Raw genomic sequence first — 20,006 nt, 5'->3', positions numbered from 1 at the left:
GGCGACGAGGCGAGATGGAGGCCCAACGGTGACCGATGTGGTGCATGTGGCGACGAGGTCCGACGTACCGGCCATCGTGTTCGGTTCGCGTCGCGTCAGCTACGCCGAGTTCGGTGCACGGGTCGACTCACTGGCTCGTCATCTGATCTCCATCGGTGTCGGACCCGACGTCGCCGTCGCGGTCGCCATCCCGCGGTCGGTCGAGCTTCTCGTCGCCATCCACGGCGTCGTCGCGGCGGGCGGTCACTACGTTCCGCTCGACATCGACGCGCCGTCTGACCGCACCCGGTACATGCTCGACACCGCGGACGCCCGGCTGGTCCTCGTCGCCGCCGATTCCGCCGTCGAGCTGCCGGCGGACGTCACCGCGGTCGTGGTCGACACGACCGCCGAGGTCGATCTCGCCACAGCACCGGTCACCGACGACGAACGGCTCGCGCCCCTGCAGCCCGCCGATGCTGCGTACACGTTGTTCACGTCGGGGTCGACGGGTCGGCCGAAGGGTGTGACGGTGTCGCATGCGGCGATCGTGAACCGTCTGGAGTGGATGCGGGACTGGTATTCGATCAAGGACTCGGATGTCTTCGTGCAGAAGACGCCGGTGACGTTCGATGTGTCGGTGTGGGAGTTGTTCCTGCCGTTCGCGGTGGGGGCGACGCTGGTGGTGGCCGAGCCGGAGCGGCATGGTGATCCGCGGTATCTGGCGGAGTTGATCACGGCTGAGCGGGTGTCGGTCATCCATTTCGTGCCGTCGATGTTGTCGGTGTTCCTGGATGTCCTGGGCGATCGGGTGGGTGAGCTGTCGTCGTTGCGGTTGACGTTCACCTCGGGTGAGGCGTTGACCGCGCCGGTGGCGCAGGCGTTGGTGGCGGCGTTGCCGGGCAACGAGGTCCACAATCTGTACGGTCCGACCGAGGCGGCGGTGGACGTGACCGCTCATCAGGTGCGGGCGGGGGAGACGTCGGTGCCGATCGGCGTCCCGGTGCCGAGCACCACCACCTTCGTCCTCGACTCGCGACTGCAGCTCGTGCCCTCGGGCGTGCCCGGGGAGCTGTATCTGGGGGGCGTGCAACTCGCCCGCGGTTACGCCTCGCAGCCCGGCCTGACCGCCGAACGGTTCGTCGCCAGTCCCTTCGCGGCTCCCGCGCGCGGCGAGGCGGCCGACACCACCGACGGTTTCGGTGAACCCGGCGAACGTCTGTACCGCACCGGCGATCTCGTCCGCTGGAATGCGCGTGGCCAGCTGGAATACCTGGGCCGCACGGACTTCCAGGTCAAGCTTCGCGGACAGCGACTCGAGCTGGGGGAGGTCGAGTCCGTCCTCATGTCGGCGCCGGGTGTCCTCCACGCGGCCGCCACCGTGGCGAAGGTGTCCGGGCAATCACACCTCGTCGCCTATGTCTCGCCGGCGTCGGTCGACATCGACGCGGTGAAATCGGTTGTCGCGCGGACACTGCCGGCCTACATGCGGCCCACGGTGTGGATGGCACTCGAGCAGCTGCCGCTGAACAGTGCGGGCAAGGTCGCCCGGCGTAAGCTGCCGGTCCCCGAACTCACCGTCGAGGAATTCGCCGCACCCGAGTCCGACGCCGAGACCTCGATCGCGGCCATCGTCGCCGATGTGCTGGGCACCGACCGGGTCAGCGTGACGCAGTCGTTCTTCGACCTCGGCGGCAACTCGCTGTCCGCGGCGCGGGTCGCGGCGCGTGTGGCCGACCTGCTCGACGTCGACGTGTCGGTGGGCGACCTGTTCGACGCGCCGTCGGTGCGGGATCTGGCCGGCCTGGTGTCCGGACGCGGCCGGAGCGTCCCGCGGGTCTCCGCGATGCCGCGGCCTGCGCGGTTGCCGTTGTCAACGGCGCAGAGTCGCATGTGGTTCATCAACCAGTTCGACACCGCCTCGGCGGCCTACAACATCCCGATGGCGCTGCGTCTCACCGGAACTCTCGACCTCGACGCGCTCGAGGCCGCGGTCGGCGACGTGGTCGCCAACCACGAGATCTTGCGCACCACCTACCCCAGCGACGAGCAGGGGCCGTTCCAGCTCATCACCGATGCCGACACGGCCCGCGCCCGCCTCGACTGGCAGGCGGTGGAGACCGAGGAGGACCTGTTCGTCTCGGCGACCACCGGTTTCGACGTCGCCGCCGAGTTCCCCCTCCGGGTCCGGGTGCTGCGCCGCGATGCCGAGGCGGTGGACGTCGTCGTCACCGTGCACCACATCGCCTTCGACGGTGAGTCGACCCCGATCTTCGTGCGCGACCTGCTCGGTTCGTACCTGGCCCGGACGAACGCCGCACCACCGGTCGCCGCGCCCGCGGTCCAGTACGCGGACTTCGCGCTGTGGCAGCGCGAATACCTGGGCGCCGCAGATGATCCCGGCGCACCGATGGGGCGTCAGCTCGCGCACTGGCGCGAGGTCCTCGCGGATCTGCCCGCAGTGACCGACCTGCCGATGGATCGCCCGCGGCCGGCCGTGCTCGACACCGCGGCCGCCGTCGAGTCCGTGACCGTCGACGACGCGCTCGCCGCCGCCCTGGAAGACCTGGCGCGCAACCGCGACGTCACGGTGTTCATGGTGCTGCACGCGGCACTCGCCGTCACCGTCGCGCGGCTCGCCTCGACCCGGGACGTCGTCATCGGCACACCCATCGCCGGCCGCCCCGACGCCGCGCTCCACGACCTCGTCGGCATGTTCGTCAACACGCTCGTGCTGCGCACCGACGTCGACCCGGCATCGACCGTCGACGACCTCATCGCCACGATCCGCGCCACCGACCTCGATGCCTTCGCGCACGCCGACGTGCAATTCGATGATCTGATCGAGGAACTCGCGCCCGAGCGGTCCACGGCCTATCCGCCGCTGGTCCAGATCGCCTACACCCTCGTCGCCGCCGGGGGACAGCCGGAGGAGATCGACCGGGTGGAGCTCTCGGGTCTGAGTGCCGAACCGCTCGGGGCCGCCGCCCCGATCGCCAAGTTCGACCTCACCGTCTCGGTGTCCGAGCGGACCGGGTCGTCGCCGATGCGGGCCGACTTCCTGTACGCCACCTCGTTGTTCGATGCCGCGACCATCCGCCGCTTCGCCGAGGTCTGGCTGCAGGTGATCGCCGCGATGGCCACCGACCCGTCGCTGCCCGTCGGAGACGTCGACATCGTCGGCATCGACGCGGCCACCCTCAGCGCGCCGAGCCGCAACTCCATCGGCGAGACGGCGCCGGCCGCCGACGGCGGGGTCACCGAGCCGGTGACCCTCACCGAACTCCTCGCGCGGCGCGCCCTCGACCCGCATCGTCCGGCACTGGTCTACGACGGCAACGAGATCTCGTACACGGAGTTCGAGGAACGAACCAATCGTCTCGCACGCCAGCTGATCTCCCGTGGGGTCGGGCCCGGCGACGTGGTCGCCGTCGGCCTCGAGCGGTCGATCGGGTCGGTGGTCGCCGTGTTCGGTGTCATCAAGGCGGGTGCCGCCTACGTGCCGATCGACCCCGCCTACCCGAGTGACCGCATTGCGTTCATGGTGGCCGATTCCGGTGTGCGCCTCGGCATCACCGATGCGCCGACGCGGGACCGGTTGGGAGAATCATCCTGCGAATGGCTCGAACTCGCCTCGCTCGACGATCCGGCCGTCGCCGGTGGACCCGTCACCGACGTCGAGCGTCATCGGCCGGTCCTTCTCGACGACCTGGCCTACCTCGTCTACACCTCCGGTTCCACCGGACGGCCGAAGGCGGTCGGGGTTCCGCATCGCGGCATCGCGAACTTCGTCGCCGCGCTGACCGAGGTCACCGGAACGCCGGCGCAGGCCCCCGACACCCGTGTCCTGCACGTCGCCTCCCCGAGCTTCGACGCCTCGGTGCTGGAGATGATGTGGTCGATCGCGGTCGGACACACCCTCGTCGTGGCGCCCGCGTCGGAGTACGCCGGCGATGCACTGGGCCGCATCCTCGAGCGCGATCGGGTCACCGACACCCTCATCACCCCCACGGTGCTGGCGACCGTCGACCCCCGCCGGGGCCGCACCGTCCGCAACCTCGTTACCGGTGGCGAGGCCTGCCCGCCCGAGCTGATCGCGCGGTGGGCCACACCGCAATCCGGCCGCCGGATGTTCAATTTTTACGGCCCGTCGGAGGCCACCGTCTGGGCGACCACCGGACGATCCGGGCCCGGCGCGCCCGTGACCATCGGACGACCGGTCCGCGGCTTCGCCGCCTACGTGCTCGACGGCCGTCTGCACCCGGTACCCCAGGGCGTGGTGGGTGAGCTCTACCTGTCGAGCGGCGACTCGTTGGCGCGCGGATACCTCGGCCGCCCCGGCCTCACCGCGTCTTCGTTCGTGGCCGACCCGTTCGCCCGCGAGGCGGGCCACCGCATGTATGCCACCGGCGACCTGGTGCGGATCACCGCGACCGGCGCGATCGAGTTCGCCGGGCGCGCCGACCACCAGGTCAAGATCAACGGCCAGCGAGTCGAACTCGGCGAGATCGAATCCGTTCTCGGTGACCAGCCGGGCGTCGGCTCGGTCGTCGTGACCGGTGTCGACGACGACCACGGTCGCACCCGGCTCGTCGCCTACCTCGTGGGCGACGACACCGCCGGCGACCGCCTCGACGCCGACGCCGTCCTGGCCGGGGCGGCGGATCGGCTTGCCGGACACATGATCCCGCACTCGGCGATGGTGCTCGACGAGCTGCCCGTGACCCCGGGCGGCAAGCTCGACCGGCGCGCACTGCCGGTGCCCGAGTTCACCACGCCCGCCGACGGATACGTCGCACCGGCGACGACCGCCGAAGAGACCCTCGCGGCGATCGTCGCGGGGCTGCTGGGTCTCGACACCGTCTCGGTCACCGAGTCCTTCTTCGCGCTCGGCGGCGACTCGATCATGTCCATCCAGCTCGCGTCCGCCGCGAAGGCCGCCGGGTTGTCGCTGTCGCCGCGAGAGATCTTCGAGCAGAAGACCATTCGCGCGATGGCGCGGGTGGCGTCGGCAGGTGGGGACCGGGCCCCGATGCTCGCGGAGCCCACCGACGATCCGGCCGGACGGGTCGATCTCCCGCCGATCGTGTCCTGGCTCGTCGACGCCGCGCGGACGCCGGCCGACCTCGCCGACTTCAACCAGTCGATGGTGCTCACGGCACCGGCCGGACTCACCGTCGCCCACCTCGGCGCGGTGCTCGGCGCGGTCGTCGACGCGCATCCGATGCTGGGTGCGCGCCTGGAGTCCGCCGGGGACACCCAGACCGGGGGCACCCAGACCGGTGACACCTGGACCCTCACCACCGGAACACCTTTCGATCCCGGCGCCTCGATCGTGTCGGTGGCGACGGACACCGTACCCGGCGAGGCCGGGTTCGCCGATGCGCTGGTCGACGCGCATGCGCAGGCGGCGCGCCGCCTCGACCCGACCGCCGGGCGGCTGGTCGCCGCGACGGTGGTCAGCGGCGCCGCCCCGCAGGGTTCTCCCGACGAGGCGGATCGGTCCGTACGAATAGTGCTGGTACTGCACCACCTCGCCGTCGACGCGGTGTCCTGGCCGATCCTGATCGAGGATCTGCTCACCGTCCACGCCCAGCTGGTTTCCGGGCAGCCCGTGACGGTCCGCGCCGAGGAGACCTCGCAACGTGCGTGGCAGCGGGCACTCACCGCGCAGCTCGACGCCCGGCGTGGCGAGATCGGGTACTGGCTCGACCGGTCCCCAGCCCTTCCGACCGACTTCGGCGCGCCGCTCGACCCCGACCGCGACCGATACGGCACCCTTACCTCGATCGTCCACCGCGTCGACCCGGCCATCGTCGACCCGTTGACGACGACTGTGCCCGACGCCTTCTCGGCGTCGGTGGTCGACGTACTGCTCGGCACCCTCGCGCGCGCGGTCCGCTCCTGGCAACATGATCGCGGCATCGCCGACGCCGCTCCCGTCACCGTGCTCACCGAGGGGCACGGCCGATACGAGGACGTCCTGCTCGCCGGCCCGGACCCGCGGCGCGCCGACCTGTCGCGCACGGTCGGCTGGTTCACCTCGATCGCCCCGCTCGCACTCGATCCGGCCGACGACGTCGTCCACGCGGTCAAGGCGGCCAAGGAAGAACGTCTCGGCATGCCCGACTCCGGGATCGGTTTCGGCCTGCTGCGTTACGCCGCCGACGGCCGCGGCCCCGGCGACCCGGCCGCGCAACTGCATTCGCGTCCGCTGCCGACGATCGCGTTCAACTATCTCGGGACCCGCGGTACGACCGGTCAGAGCGAGGACCCGACGACCCCGGACGGGGCCGACCGCCTTTCGTCGGTCGCCCCGTCGTCCGACACCGCAGCACCGGTCGGCGCGGGCTTCCTGCCCGCACCCGACGCGCCGTTCCTGCCGGCCACGGTGTCCGACGGGGTGGCGGCCATGAGCGTGCTGACGGTCAACGCGAGCACCGGTGCGTCTTCGAAGGGGCGTGTGCTCTCGGCCGATCTGCAGTTCCCCGCGGCGATCCTGTCGCCGGAGGATGTCCGCGACATCGCACGACGGTGGACCGCGGAACTCGCCGACGTCGTCCGCCTCGTCACCGACGGCGTCGACGTCGGCCGCTCGCCGTCGGATGTCCCGGGCGCCGAGGTGACCCAGCATGACTTGGACATCGTGGCGCAGCGGTTCCCCGGCGCGCAGGTCTGGGCCCTGTCGCCGCTGCAACGCGGGCTGTACTTCCAGTCCCAACTCGCGGGCACCGACGAACTCGATGTGTATGTGACGCAAGCGGTTCTGCATCTCGAGGGCGAGGTCGACCTCGAGCGGTTGCGCACCGCGGTGGTCGCACTGCTCGATCACCACCGCACCCTCAAATCGGGGTTCGTCCGGGTGCCCAGCGGGCACGTGGTCACCGTCGTGCCCGAGACGGTGCCGCTGCGCTGGCGCGTGCTCGACGTGCCGACCACCGCCGAGGTGGATGTCCGGGCTGCCGTCGACGAGGTGTCGGCGGCCGAGCGCACCGAACCGTTCGACCTCGCCGACCCGCCGCTGCTGCGAGCGGTGGTCGTGCGCCACGCACAGGGCACGAGCGTGGTCATCACCAACCATCACATCCTGTTCGACGGCTGGTCCGGGCCGCTCGTGTTGGCCGACCTGCTGGCGCTCTACGCGACCGGGACCCCGTTCACCGGTCAGGGAACGACCGAACGCACCGACTTCGCCGACTACCTGGCCCGCATCGCCGACACCGACCTCGACGCCGGTCTCGCGGCGTGGCGACGAGTCCTCGAACCGGTCGAGGAGCCGACCCTGGTCGCCCCCGGACTCACCGGCCACGCCGTCGAGGATGCCGAGAACGACTCCGCGGCAGACCATCTGCCGCGCGAGCATCGCTGGGTCCTCGAACCCGACCTGGTCTCGGGCCTGGAGCGGACGGCGCGGCAATCCGGTTCGACGACGGCCACGGTGTTGCAGCTCGCCTGGGCGGTGCTGCTGTCCCGGCTGACCGACAACCGGGTGGTCACCTTCGGCGAGACCGTGTCCGGACGTCCCGCCGGACTCGACGGCGTCGAGTCGATGGTCGGCCTGTTCATCAACACGCTGCCCGCCGTCGTCGACGTCGACCCGGATGCGACGATCGCCGAGGTCCTCGGCCGGTTGCAGTCGGACAAGACCGCCGTGCTCGATCACCAGCACATCGGCTTGCCCGAGATCCTCACCGCCGTCGGACGGCCGCAGTTGTTCGACACCCTGACCGTGCACGAGTCCTATCCCGTCGACAACGACTCACTGGCCGGCGGTGCCGCCAGTGCGGCAGTGGGACTGGCGATCCGGGACGTCGAGGTCTCCGACGCCACGCACTACCCGCTCAACCTCGCGACCTCGCCGACCGCGTCGGGCATCGCGGTCCGCTTGACCTACCTTCCCGACGCCTTCGCCACCGACGAGATCGCCGTCTTCGCGCGGTCCCTCGAGCGCATCCTGCAGGCCATCGCGGGCGACGCACAGACCCGGATCGCCGACATCCCACCGATGTCGAAGGACGACGAGGCCCGCCTCGACACGTGGTCGACCGGCCCGGAGCTGGTCCCGTCCGGCACCCATGTCGCCGATCTCCTGCTCGAGCGCGTCGCCGCGTCGCCCGACGCGATCGCGGTGGAGAGTCCGGTCGGGGCCTCGACCCGCGCGCAATCGACCTATGCCGAGTTGGGAAGCAGGGTGAGCGTTCTCGCCCGACGGCTCGTGGGTCTGGGGGTCGGACCGGAGGTCGCGGTCGGCGTGTGCATCCCGCGGTCGACGGAGATGATCGTCGCCGTCCACGCGATTCTCGCCGCCGGTGGGCAATTCGTGCCGATGGACCCGGCCGCGCCGGCCGACCGCATCGACTATCTGGCGCGCACCGCCGATGTCGCGGCGGTGCTGATCGGTCCGGGACGGGTCCCGGCGGGCATCGAGGCCCTCGACCCCGGTGTGACCGTCGTGGCCGTCGACGACGACTCGGACGCCGGTGAGCCGGCGTCGCTCTTCGCGCCGGCGGAGCGTTCGTCGGCAGTCGTCGGCGCGAATCCGGCGTACACCATCTTCACGTCGGGTTCGACCGGTCGTCCCAAGGGCGTCACGGTGAGTCACGAAACCCTGCGCGCCCATCTCGATTACGACCGCGGCGCCTACGATTTCGGCCCCGACGACGTCTTCCTGCAGGTGTTGGAACTCACCTTCGATCCGTCGGTCGGCGAGATCCTCCGTCCGCTGCTGTCGGGTGGCCGTCTGGTGGTCATGGAGCCGGGTGCGCATCGTGACCCGGTCGCCGTCCTGCGCTACCTCGCGGACTTCGGCGTGACGTCGGCGACGCTGGTGCCCTCGATGCTCGCCGTGCTCACCGAGGTCGCCGATCCCGAACAGCTGCGCGGTCTCTCACGGCTGCGCTACCTGCATACAGGCGGCGAGGCGCTTCCGCAGAGCGTCGCCGAGACGGTACGGGAGCTGATCCCGCACGCGCCGATCCACAACCAGTACGGACCGACCGAGGCGACGATTTACGCGACCGTCGCGCGGGTCGCGGGCGACGCGGTCTCCATCGGGCGGCCCGTCGCGAACACCACCGCGCTGGTGCTCGACCATCGGTTGCGCCCGGTGGCACCGGGATTCACCGGCGAGCTGTACCTCGGCGGTGTCCAGCTGGCCCGGGGATACACCTCGCGACCCGCGCTGACGGCCGAACGCTTCGTGCCGAACCCGTACGGCGTGCCGGGGTCTCGCCTGTACCGGACCGGTGACCTGGTTCGCTGGCGAGCCGACGGTGAGCTGGAGTACCAGGGCCGCACGGACTTCCAGGTGAAGCTGCGTGGCCAGCGGATCGAGCTCGGCGAGATCGAGTCGGCCCTCGCGGCGGCGCCGGGCGTCGTGTACGCGGCGGCGGCCGTCGTCGAGACCCCGGCGGGTCAGCAGCTCGTGGCCTACCTGACGCCGGCCTCGGCGGACCTCGACGCGGTCAAGCACTCGGTGGCGCTGGCGCTCCCGGAGTTCATGCGTCCCGGGATGTGGATGCTGATCGACGAGATGCCGCTGAGCAGCGCGGGCAAGATCGTGCGGCAGCAGTTGCCCGCGCCGACCATCGACGCCGCCGCGATCGTGCCGGTCGCCGGCCCGCGGGAAGCGGCGGCGGCGTCAGTCTTCGCCGAGCTGCTGTCGATGTCGCCGGAGAATGTCGGCGCCACCACGAACTTCTTCGACATCGGTGGCAATTCGCTGTCGGCGATGCGGGCGGCGGCCCGGCTCGGAGACGCTCTCGGTGTCGACGTGACGGTGCGTGACGTCTTCGAGGCGCCGACTCCGCGCCTGCTGGCCGAACGCCTCGGCGACCGTACTGGCGGACTCCCGCCCATCGTCGCGGTGTCGCCGCGGCCGGAGCGGATTCCGTTGTCTTTCGCTCAACAGCGGATGTGGTTCATCAACCGCTTCGATCCGACGCGGGCGGCCTACAACATCCCGGCGGTGATGCGCCTGACCGGTGATCTCGATCCGGCCGCGCTCGGCGCCGCGATCGCCGACGTCGTCGCGCGCCATGACATCCTCCGCACCACCTATCCCGAGACCGGCGGTCAGCCGGTACAGCTGATCGCCCCGGTGGCCGACATCGCGACCCGGCTCGACCACGAGTTCGTGCCGACCGCAGCCGGGCGCGACGGGGCAGAGGTCGTACTGGCCGCCGTCACAACCGGATTCGACCTCGCCGTCGAGTGGCCGGTGCGGACCAGGCTGATCGAGATCGACACCGGTTCCGGGGCAGCCGAGTACATTCTCGCGGTGGTCCTGCACCACGTGGCGTCCGATGGCGAATCCCTCGGGCCGCTGGTCACCGATCTCACCGCCGCCTACCTGGCACGGGCCGCCGGTACACAGCCGTCGTTCGAGCCGCTGCCCGTCCAGTACGCCGACTACGCCATCTGGCAGAGCCGCGCCCTCGGCGACGTCGACGACGCGGCGTCGGTGATGGGTGCGCAACTGGAGTACTGGAGCGCGCACCTGGCCGGCATGCCGGATCTGCTCGAGTTGCCGACCGACCGACCACGCCCGGCAGTCGCGTCGCAGCGTGGCGCCCGCGTGCCGTTCACGATCCCGGCCGACGTCACCACCCGGATCGACACCGTCGCCGACGAGTTCGGGGTCACCCCGTTCATGGTGCTGCACGCGGCGCTGGCGGTCCTGCTCGCCGACCTGTCGGGAACCGACGACGTGGCGATCGGCACGCCGATCGCCGGACGTGGTGCCGCGGTACTCGATCCGCTGGTCGGCATGTTCGTGAACACGCTCGTGCTGCGTACCGCCCACGCGGCCGGTGACACGTTCGTCGACGTTCTCGGTCGCGTCCGACGCGTCGACCTCGATGCCTTCGCCCATGCCGATCTGCCGTTCGAGACCCTCGTCGACCGGCTCAACCCGGTTCGTTCCGAGGCGTTCGCCCCGCTCACCCAGGTGTGGCTGACCCTGGATCGCAGCGTGGTCCCCGAGCTCGCCGGACAGTCGCTGTCGGCCGATCTCGGCGACATCTCGGTCAGCCCGCTCGATGCGGGCGAGGTGCCGGCAAAGGTCGATCTGCTGTTCTCGATCGCGAAGGCGGAGGCGGGCGAGACCTGGTCGGCGGCACTGCAATACGCAACCGATCTGTTCGCGGAATCCACCGCCACCGGCTTCACGGCCCGATTCGTCAACCTGCTCGGCGCGCTCACCGCGACCCCGAGCGCCCCGGTCGCCGCGGCGCCCATCCTGCTGGCCGGTGAGGCCGAGTCGCTGGTGCCGGTACACGGCGGCCAGGCCGCCGAGGCCGTGTTGCTGGGCGAGCTGTTCACCGAGGCCGGCACGCGGTACCGGCGTCGTACCGCGGTGGTCGACGCCTCGGGCGCCACCCTGTCGTACTCCGCGCTGCACGCCCGGTCCAACCGCCTGGCGCGCTGGCTGATCGGTCGCGGCGTCGGTGCGGAAACACTGGTGGCGCTTGCGATTCCCCGGTCCGTCGACCTGTTGGTCGCGATCTGGGCGGTCGCGAAGACCGGCGGCGGTTACGTTCCCATCGATCCGGATTACCCTGCCGAACGGGTCGCGACGATGGTGGAGGACTCCGGCGCCCGGATGGGGCTGTCGGTCCACGCCGTCGGCGCGTTGCCGGACGAGGGTTTCGAGTGGCTCCGCCTCGACGACGCCGCGGTGTCCGCCGAACTCGACGCCACGTCGGATGCCCCGGTGGACCCGGCCGAGCAGACCGGTCCGGTCAGAACCGACAACGTCGCCTACGTCATCTACACCTCGGGGTCGACGGGACGCCCCAAGGGCGTCGCGGTGTCGCATTCGGGACTGCGCAACTTCGCCGTGGCGAAGTCGAGGGCGCTGGGAACCGAGGATGGGGCGGTGGTCCTGGGATTCGCGTCCCCGAGCTTCGACGCCTCGGTGCTCGAGTACCTCCTCGCGACGGTCAACGGCGGCACGCTCGTCTACCGGCCGTCGACCGCGGTCGGCGGTGCGGAGCTGCAGGAGTTCATGCAGCGACACGAAGTCGCCACGACCTTCCTCACGCCGTCGGTGCTGTCGACGCTCGACCCGGCCGCGCTGCCCAGCCTGCAGGCGGTCTCCGTCGGCGGCGAGGCCGTGCCGCAGTCGGTGATGGACGCCTGGGCGCCGCACACGCGCATCCACAACGGATACGGCCCGACGGAGACGACGATCATGGTCGCGGTCTCCGACGCGGCGACGCCCGGCGACCCGGTCCGCCTCGGTGGTCCGCTGCCCGGCCTCGAGTTCCTCGTGCTCGACGCCCACCTGCGGCCGGTGCCGGTCGGTGTGGCGGGGGAGCTCTACGTCCTCGGCCCCGCACTCTCGCGCGGCTATCTCGACCAGCCCGGCCTGACCGCCGCGCGGTTCGTCGCCAGTCCCCTCGCCGGACCCGGACGCCGCATGTACCGGACCGGCGACGTCGTGCGCTGGCGCGAGTCACCGTCGGGCGACCTCACCCTCGAGTACTCCGGTCGTAGCGACGATCAGGTGAAGCTCCGCGGCCTGCGCATCGAACTCGGCGAGATCGAGGCGGTGCTGCGCTCGGCGCCCGAGGTGCGTTCCGCGGTCGTCGTCGGCATCGGCTCGTCGGGGACCCCGAGTTCGGTGGCGTCGAGCCTCGCCGCCTATGTCGTCGGTGACGGTGTAGAGGTGGACGCTCTTCGTGGTCTGCTGGCCGCGCAGCTGCCCGGACACATGGTGCCTGCCTCGATCACGGTGCTCGACGAGTTCCCGCTGACCCCGGTCGGCAAGCTGGATCGAGCGGCGCTGCCGGCTCCCGAGGTGGCTTCCGTCGAATTCGTCGCCCCGGCCACCCCGGTCGAGCAGGCGATCGCCGATGCCTACGCCGAGGTCCTCGGCGTCGAACAGATCGGTGCCACCGACAGCTTCTTCGACCTCGGCGGCAACTCCCTCTCGGCCACCCGGGTCGCGGCGGCGCTGCGCGACCGCAACGGCTTCGACATCGAACTCGCGTGGTTGTTCAGCGATCCGACGGTGCGTGGCCTGGCCCGCCGACTGGCCGAGGACAACGCGGTGAGCAACGACGTGGTGATCAGCCTCCGCGGCGAGGGTTCGCGGCCGCCGCTGTTCTGCGTGCACCCGGCCGGCGGCCTGGCGTGGTTCTACGGCGGGTTGGCACCGCACCTGCGGGATCGGCCCATCTACGGACTCCAGGACCCGCATGTGGTGACCGGAGAGCCGAGCGTGACCGACGCGCGGGTGCTGGCCCGGCGCTATGTCGAGGAGATCCGGCGGGTCCAGCCGCATGGCCCCTACCATCTGCTCGGCTGGTCGGTCGGCGGCGTGATCGCCCACGCGATGGCCGTACACCTCGTCGAACTCGGGGAGCAGGTGGCCTACCTGGGGATCATGGACTCGCGGCCGGAGGACGAACCGGTGATCGTCCACGACGTGCCGCAGCACGGGGAGCCGGTCGAGGCAGCCGCGGCGGAGCCCGGGCCGGCGATCGAGCCGGACGCGTCCACCGTGGTCGACGTCCTCGGCGGTTGGCGGGATCTCTTCGATCTCGGCGACGACGTGCAGGCGTCCACCTCCGAGGAGGTCACCGCGATTATCCGGCAGCAGATCTCCGGCATGGGCCTGCTCGCGGAGGATCAGGTGGAACGCATCATGGACAGCTTCGAGTCCTCGACCCAGGTGGTCCTCGACTACCGGCCCGATGTCTTCGCCGGCGACATACACGTGTTCACCGCGACCGAGGACAAGGACGACCCGTCGACCCTGGCCGCGGCCTGGCGGCCGTTCGTCACCGGCGCCGTCGACAACGTCGACGTGGCCACCCACCACCTGGGGATGGCGAACGCCGACGCCCTAGCGGTCGTCGGACCGGCGCTCGATGCCCAGCTGTCGCAGGTCGACGGCGCCGGCGAGCGGACACCGGAATGAGGGGATTTGCGTGACATCATCGACCTGACCTCGCGTGAATCCGGGCGGCGAGCCACTACGTTCGACAACAACAAAGCAGGCGGGTGACGACAGTCGCCGTGCCGATGGAGAAAGGACACCCATGACGAACCCATTCGACGACGAGGACGGCCGCTTCTACGTGCTCGTGAACGACGAGAACCAGCACTCGCTGTGGCCGACGTTCGCCGACATCCCCGCCGGGTGGACCAAGGTCTTCGGCGAGGACAGCCGCGCCGCGTGCCTGGAGTACGTGGAGCAGAACTGGACCGACCTCCGGCCCAAGAGCCTCATCGAGGCGATGGAGGCGGACAAGAGCGGCGACGCCTGAGTCGGTGACGGGCCCCGACACTCGCGATCGCGAAAGTCGGTCGTGCTCGAATGTCGGGACAGTTGCACGTGGATAACAGGTAAAGAATCAACCCAGTGGTGACCTGTCGCAACTGCAGTCACAGCCGTAACATCGGATTGCAGCACAGTTACCGAAATTGTTGTGGAATATCCCACACATGTTGAGTCAGTGTTCTACTAGTTGAATGAGGTAGGGCACACTTGGTTGAAGGATCGCATGAGTACCAACGTCAGGGGAGGCGGGGACACAGCGATCGACGCTCCACGGGCGGGAAGGCAGTAATCATGGACCAGCTACTACTGGATGACATCCAGACACGAGGGGCGATCACGCCCCACCTGACCGCTGTTCGGCTGGGCGATGACGCTCTCACCTACGGTGAACTCGCCGATCGCGTCGAGGACTACGGCAGCGTGCTGGCCGAGTACGGTATGTCGCCGACCTCGGCGTTCTACGCCGCCCTGATGCACTGTATGCCGTCTCTCGTGGACATCGACCCGGTCGATTCCCGGTTGCAGGTCATCGGCGAGATCCAGGCCTGGCTCGGCCGCGAGCGCGGCGAGGTCGCCTCGGTCCGGCCCCGACTCCGCGCGGTCAGCTAAAGACCCGCACCGACATACCCGACGAGACCCGCCGACAGGCGGGTCTCGTTGTTTCTGCGGTCGTGCGACTGTGGCGGCGACAAGCGTGGCGGCGACAGGCCTCGAAGAATGCGCCCGCGGCTACAGTCCGGCGAGGAGCAGAACGAGGAAGAGGATCGGGCCGCCGACGATCACGCTGCCGGCGCCGGTCACGATGCCCGTGATCGCGCGACCGGTGCCCTTGCGGTCCGCGGGGGCGCGTCGAACCTGCCTGACTCCGACCGCGCCGGCGACGACGGCGATCAGTCCGAGGATCGCGCCCAGTCCCAGCAGGAGAGTCAGGGGTATGGAGATCAGCCCCGTGGTGAGCGCCAGCGAGGCAGCCGGTGCGACGGAACGGCCGCCGACGGGCCTGGTCAGGTACGGCGCCGGACGCGCCGGAAAGGTCCGCGCGGGCAGCGGCATCGCGGCAAGGGGTGCCCGGCGGGCGTTCTCCAGGTCCCAGTAGTCGCCCACCGGCGGCAATGCGGCATGCTCTCGTGCCGGCAGCCGGCCGGCGTTGCGCGTCACCATCCGCGGTGACGATTCCGCCGCGGGCTCGACCTTGGTCGGCAGTTTCGGCGACGTGGGTACCGCGACGCACACGTCGACCCGCGTGCCGGTCGGTTCGGCCGCAGCCGGCAACTCGGTGTCGTCGAGATCGTTGACGAGCGGCCACCGCGCGTGCCGCTGGGTCACCGGTGGAGCGAACGGTTGGGTGGGTTGATCGGTACGCACGTACACCTCCTCGCCGCCCGGCTCCGGGTCGGAACCGCACCCGTCCGAGTGTAGGCGAGGAGGCGACGTACGCCGTGGGTCTAGTTGCCCTCTTGCTGGCCGCTGCCCATGCTGATCAGCTGCTGAATGGCGTCACCACTGAGCTTCCAGTCGCCGTCGACCTTGACGAAGCCGAGCTGGATGTCGACCGGCGTCGAAGAATGCGGGCTCTTCACCGCGACGGTCGCGGTGGCCTTGTCGCCGTCCTCGGTGACCTCCTTCACGGAGAACGCGTCCGGGGTGTATCCCGCGGCGGAGGCGCCCTTGGCGAAAGCCATCGCGGCCGGTTTGGTGGCCGGGTTGGTGACGTCGATGACCTGGTCGAGCTCCTCGGAGGAAGTGTTCGGGTCGATGGCCTGGCGCAGTGTTTCCTGTGCGTCGTCATTGCTGAGCCCGGTGACCTCGTCGACCGCGTCGCTGGCGGCGGTCTCGACCTGGCTCGCCGCGGACTCGACGGCGGTGGACACCGCGCTCGTCGCCTCGTCGACGGTGTCGGTGGACTCCGAACAACCGGTGGCGACGAACAAAGCGGCCCCGGCGAGGGTGACGGCAGCGACGGACTTCCGGATCTTCATGCGACTCTCCTCGATGCAGTTGTCTATCCGCGGCGCTTCTCCGCAGTGAGCCAACACTAACTCACCGGCCACCGGAATTAATCGGACCGCGGTCCGGTTATGCTCGATGTAACCATCGCAAGGAGGCGCGACATGCAGTTCGGACTCTTCAGCGTCAGTGACATCACCACCGACCCGACCACGGGCACGACGCCCACAGAACACGAGCGGATCAAGGCGATCGTGCAGATCGCCAAGAAAGCCGAGGACATCGGGCTCGACGTGTTCGCGCTCGGTGAGCACCACAACGAGCCCTTCTTCTCGTCGTCTCCCACCACGACCCTGGCCTACATCGCGGCGCAGACCGAGCGCCTGCAGCTGAGTACCGCGACCACGCTGATCACGACCAACGACCCGGTCAAGATCGCCGAGGACTTCGCGATGCTTCAGCATCTGGCGGACGGGCGTGTCGACCTGATGCTCGGGCGCGGCAACACCGGTCCGGTCTATCCGTGGTTCGGCCAGGACATCCGCCAGGGGATCCCGCTGGCGATCGAGAACTACCACCTCCTGCATAGGTTGTGGACCGAGCATGTGGTGGATTGGGAAGGACAGTTCCGGACCCCGCTGACGTCCTTCACCTCGACGCCCCGCCCGCTCGACGGCGTGGCACCGTTCGTCTGGCACGGTTCGATTCGCAGTCCCGAGATCGCCGAGCAGGCGGCCTACTACGGGGACGGGTTCTTCGCGAACAACATCTTCTGGCCCAACGAGCACTTCCAGCGGCTGATCAACTTCTACCGCGAACGGTACGAGCACTACGGCCACGGCAAGGCCCACCAGGCCATCGTCGGGCTCGGCGGACAGTTCTTCATCCGGCCGAAGTCGCAGGACGCGGTGCGCGAGTTCCGCCCGTACTTCGACAACGCGCCGGTGTACGGACACGGTCCGTCGCTCGAGGACTTCACCTCGCAGACGCCGCTGACCGTCGGCAGCCCGGCCGAGTTCGTCGACAAGACGTTGACCTTCCGGGAGACCTTCGGCGACTACCAGCGTCAGCTGTTCCTCGTCGATCATGCGGGACTGCCGCTCAAGACCGTGCTGGAGCAGCTCGACCTGCTGGGCGAGGTGCTACCGGACCTGCGCGCCGGGTTTGCGGAGGGACGTCCCGACGACGTTCCCGACGCGCCGACGCACGCCTCGCTCGTCGCCGCCCGCCAGGAAGCCGATCAGGATGTGGAGGTGTCCTCGTGACCGCCCTGCGGATCGTCGCGGTGAACGCCGGTCTCTCCGAACCGTCGTCGACGCGACTGCTCGTCGACCGGATGGTCGCCGCCGTCACCGAAGGACTCGGGGCGGGCCGCGCGGACGTCGAGATCGTCGACCTGCGTGACCTCGCCGCCGACCTGGGGCAGGCGATGACGGTCGGCTTCGCCTCGGGCCGGGCACGCGCGGCACTCGACGCGGTCGAGGGGGCCGATGCCCTGATCGTGGCGACCCCGGTCTTCAACGCGTCGTACAGCGGCCTGTTCAAGATGTTCTTCGATCTCGTCCACATCGACGCCATGTCGGGCAAACCGGTGCTGATCGGGGCTACCGGCGGCAGCCCGCGCCACTCGATGGTGCTCGACCACGCGCTGCGACCGTTGTTCGCCTACCTACGTGCCGTCGTCCTGCCGACCGGCGTCTACGCCGCGTCGGCGGACTGGGCGGGCGCCGGTGGGGACACCGCGTCGTTGAACGACCGGATCGGCCGTGCCGCAGCCGAACTCGTCTCGCTCCTCGGACCGAGGGGTGGCACGGGCCCGGGGAATGCCGGCGGCAACGGGGAACCGCCGCGCGCGCCCGTGGCCGACGGCAGGCAGCAGGCGGTCGAGGCCGCGGGGATCGCGAACTTCGCGAGGTTGCTCGGAACGGCGTGATGCGCCCTCACTCGGGGGCGGCGCGCCCCGGGGTGTTGGCCCGGGCGCGCAGCCGTGAGTGCGGCAGCGGCGGCGCGGGCAGGTGCTGCGTCGAACCGACGTAACCCTGCACCTGCCCGAAGCGTTCGCTGCGCGCCTCCCACTGGTCCCGGAAGCCGACGATGTCGTCGTGTGTGCGCCCGATGAAGTTCCACCACATGACGATGTCCTCCGCCAGCGGTGCGCCGCCGAGGAAGATCATCCGGGCGTCGGTCTCGGCGACGTTGGTGAGCGTGATCCGCCTTGCGCCCAACCCGATGTAGCCCAGCTCGGTGCGGGCCAGCGGTGCGGCGTCGGCGCCGGCGACCTCGACGCTTCCGGTGTCGACGAGAATGCCGTGCTCGTGTTCCGGGTCGACGTCGATGTCGACGGCGGCGCCGGGTGCGAAGTCGAGCTGGGCGCCGGTCAACGGCGTGAACGTGTGCACCGGCGAACGGGTGCCGAACAGTTCGCCGAGAAAGACCCTGGCGGTGACCCCGCCGAGGTCGAGAGCATCGGGCCGGTGGTGTGCGAAGTCGCGTGCGGTGTCGGCGTTCTCGGCCGGCAACGCGACCCACAGCTGCACCCCGTGCAGGGTGGTAGTGTCGGGTGTCGAGACCTCGGTGTGCGCGATGCCGTGCCCGGCGGTCATGAGGTTGATCTCGCCGGGGCGGACCATCGCGTGGTTACCCATCGTGTCGCGGTGCTCGACCTCGCCGGTGAACAGCCAGCTGACCGTCTGGAGTCCGGTGTGCGGGTGTGGTGGCACGTCCATCCCGCCGCTGCTCGCGACGTCATCGGGGCCGTAGTGGTCGATGAAGCACCAGGCTCCGATCAGCGAACGTGACCGCTGCGGGAGGGTCCGGTGCACCGTCATCGCGCGTGGGCCGCCGAGCGGTACGTCGCGCGCGGTCAGGACGTCCATGTGGAGGAGGCCCGGGCCCGCGGCGACGCCGGCATCGGCATGGCACTCGACCTCGACCGGGTCCGTCTCGAGATTGCTCATGGAACCATTGTCCGCGACCGCGGCACGGACGTCCGCGAACCCGGCGGAGATCGCGGTCAGACCAGCGTGGGGTTCTCGAAACGCATCGTGATCCGATCGACCGAGCTCGACATCAGGGCGTGCCGCCCCAGCTGCAGGGATCGGAGTTCGTCGGCGATGGGGTGGTCGCCGAGGGTCAGGCGCGCGCCGCCGATGCGGGTGCGGGTCCCGGTGGTCGAGGTGAGCCGCCACGGTGTCATCCGCGTGATCCCGTCCAGCTGCGAATAGGCGTGCAACACGGTGTCGGCGGTGGAGTCCGGGACCTTGAGCCCCGGCTTCACACTCAGGTCGGCGACGAGTGCGCCGTCGGACACGAGGCGGCCGCGTCTGGTGGCGGAGGAGTGATCGACCTCGAACTCGGCGAGTGTCTTCGGGAATCCCCAGATGCCGCGCCCGGCGGCCAGGGTGAAGTCGCCATCGACGGGGAGCCGGTGCACCAGCGCACGCGCGTCCCCCTTCAGCAGGGAGCGCAATGCGCGGATCGGTGAGGCGGGTGGGGTGGTCGGATCCTCGACGAGGAAGCACACGCCGAACTCGTTGTACGGTCCGAGGTCGCCGTCGACGTAGTCGACGAACACGAGCATGCACATGGTGCGACCCGGTCGGATGCGCAACGGGCGAAGCGTCCCGGGCTGTGCCGATTCGACGTCGATCGCTCGTGCCACGGCCCGGGTGTCGGCGGTGAAACCGGCGACGAAGCACCGTGCGTGCCGGATCTCGACCGGCATGGTCACCGGGGTGCCGAGTACATCGTGCGTCGAAGGTGCGCTCACCTGTTCTGCTCCTGCGGGTCG

General features: G+C 70.0%; 9 protein-coding genes. 5 read left to right on the top strand and 4 right to left on the bottom strand.

Translation table 11 applies throughout. The features are described from left to right. The first annotated feature begins 28 nt into the window (after window positions 1-28). From B1818_RS14325 to B1818_RS14315, 3 genes are all read left to right on the top strand, one after another. Window positions 29-13,906: a non-ribosomal peptide synthetase gene (locus tag B1818_RS14325; RefSeq protein WP_078113103.1), complete on the top strand. Its 13,878-nt coding sequence runs from the start codon at window positions 29-31 to the stop codon at window positions 13,904-13,906. 121 nt (window positions 13,907-14,027) lie between these two features. After that, complete coding sequence (locus B1818_RS14320; RefSeq protein WP_006360234.1) at window positions 14,028-14,255, top strand: MbtH family protein; 228 nt, start codon at window positions 14,028-14,030, stop codon at window positions 14,253-14,255. Between the two features lie 305 nt (window positions 14,256-14,560). Then, a complete protein-coding gene (locus tag B1818_RS14315) occupies window positions 14,561-14,878 on the top strand; it encodes a hypothetical protein (protein ID WP_006360233.1) in 318 nt (105 codons plus the stop codon). Between the two features lie 120 nt (window positions 14,879-14,998). Here B1818_RS14315 and B1818_RS14310 read toward each other — a convergent pair whose 3' ends face one another. After that, the gene (locus tag B1818_RS14310; RefSeq protein ID WP_078113144.1) at window positions 14,999-15,634 is read right to left on the bottom strand and encodes a hypothetical protein; all 636 of its coding nucleotides are present in this window, start codon (window positions 15,632-15,634) and stop codon (window positions 14,999-15,001) included. An 80-nt stretch (window positions 15,635-15,714) separates the two neighbouring features. Further along, window positions 15,715-16,248, bottom strand: a complete 534-nt coding sequence (locus B1818_RS14305) for a DUF4878 domain-containing protein (protein ID WP_006360231.1) — start codon at window positions 16,246-16,248, stop codon at window positions 15,715-15,717. 132 nt (window positions 16,249-16,380) lie between these two features. On the opposite strand from B1818_RS14305, the gene B1818_RS14300 reads away from it, so the two are divergent. Both B1818_RS14300 and B1818_RS14295 read left to right on the top strand, forming a co-directional pair. Continuing rightward, window positions 16,381-17,481, top strand: a complete 1,101-nt coding sequence (locus B1818_RS14300) for an LLM class flavin-dependent oxidoreductase (protein WP_078113102.1) — start codon at window positions 16,381-16,383, stop codon at window positions 17,479-17,481. Continuing rightward, on the top strand, window positions 17,478-18,149 hold the full coding sequence (locus tag B1818_RS14295) for a CE1759 family FMN reductase (protein WP_078113101.1): 672 nt from the start codon (window positions 17,478-17,480) through the stop codon (window positions 18,147-18,149). Before B1818_RS14300 ends, B1818_RS14295 begins: the two co-directional genes overlap by 4 nt. Window positions 18,150-18,156: 7 nt before the next feature. Here the strand turns inward: B1818_RS14295 and B1818_RS14290 are convergent, their stop codons facing one another. Beyond that, window positions 18,157-19,173, bottom strand: coding sequence for a pirin family protein (locus tag B1818_RS14290; RefSeq protein WP_078113100.1), 1,017 nt, complete (start codon window positions 19,171-19,173; stop codon window positions 18,157-18,159). A 56-nt stretch (window positions 19,174-19,229) separates the two neighbouring features. Further along, window positions 19,230-19,985, bottom strand: a complete 756-nt coding sequence (locus B1818_RS14285) for an acetoacetate decarboxylase family protein (protein ID WP_078113099.1) — start codon at window positions 19,983-19,985, stop codon at window positions 19,230-19,232. Window positions 19,986-20,006: the final 21 nt, after the last annotated feature.

This window comes from Gordonia sp. IITR100, from assembly GCF_002009645.1.
Lineage (GTDB): Bacteria > Actinomycetota > Actinomycetes > Mycobacteriales > Mycobacteriaceae > Gordonia > Gordonia hongkongensis.
The sequence above is the reverse complement of the archived record's forward strand: the minus strand, read 5'-3'. Positions and strand labels throughout refer to the sequence as shown.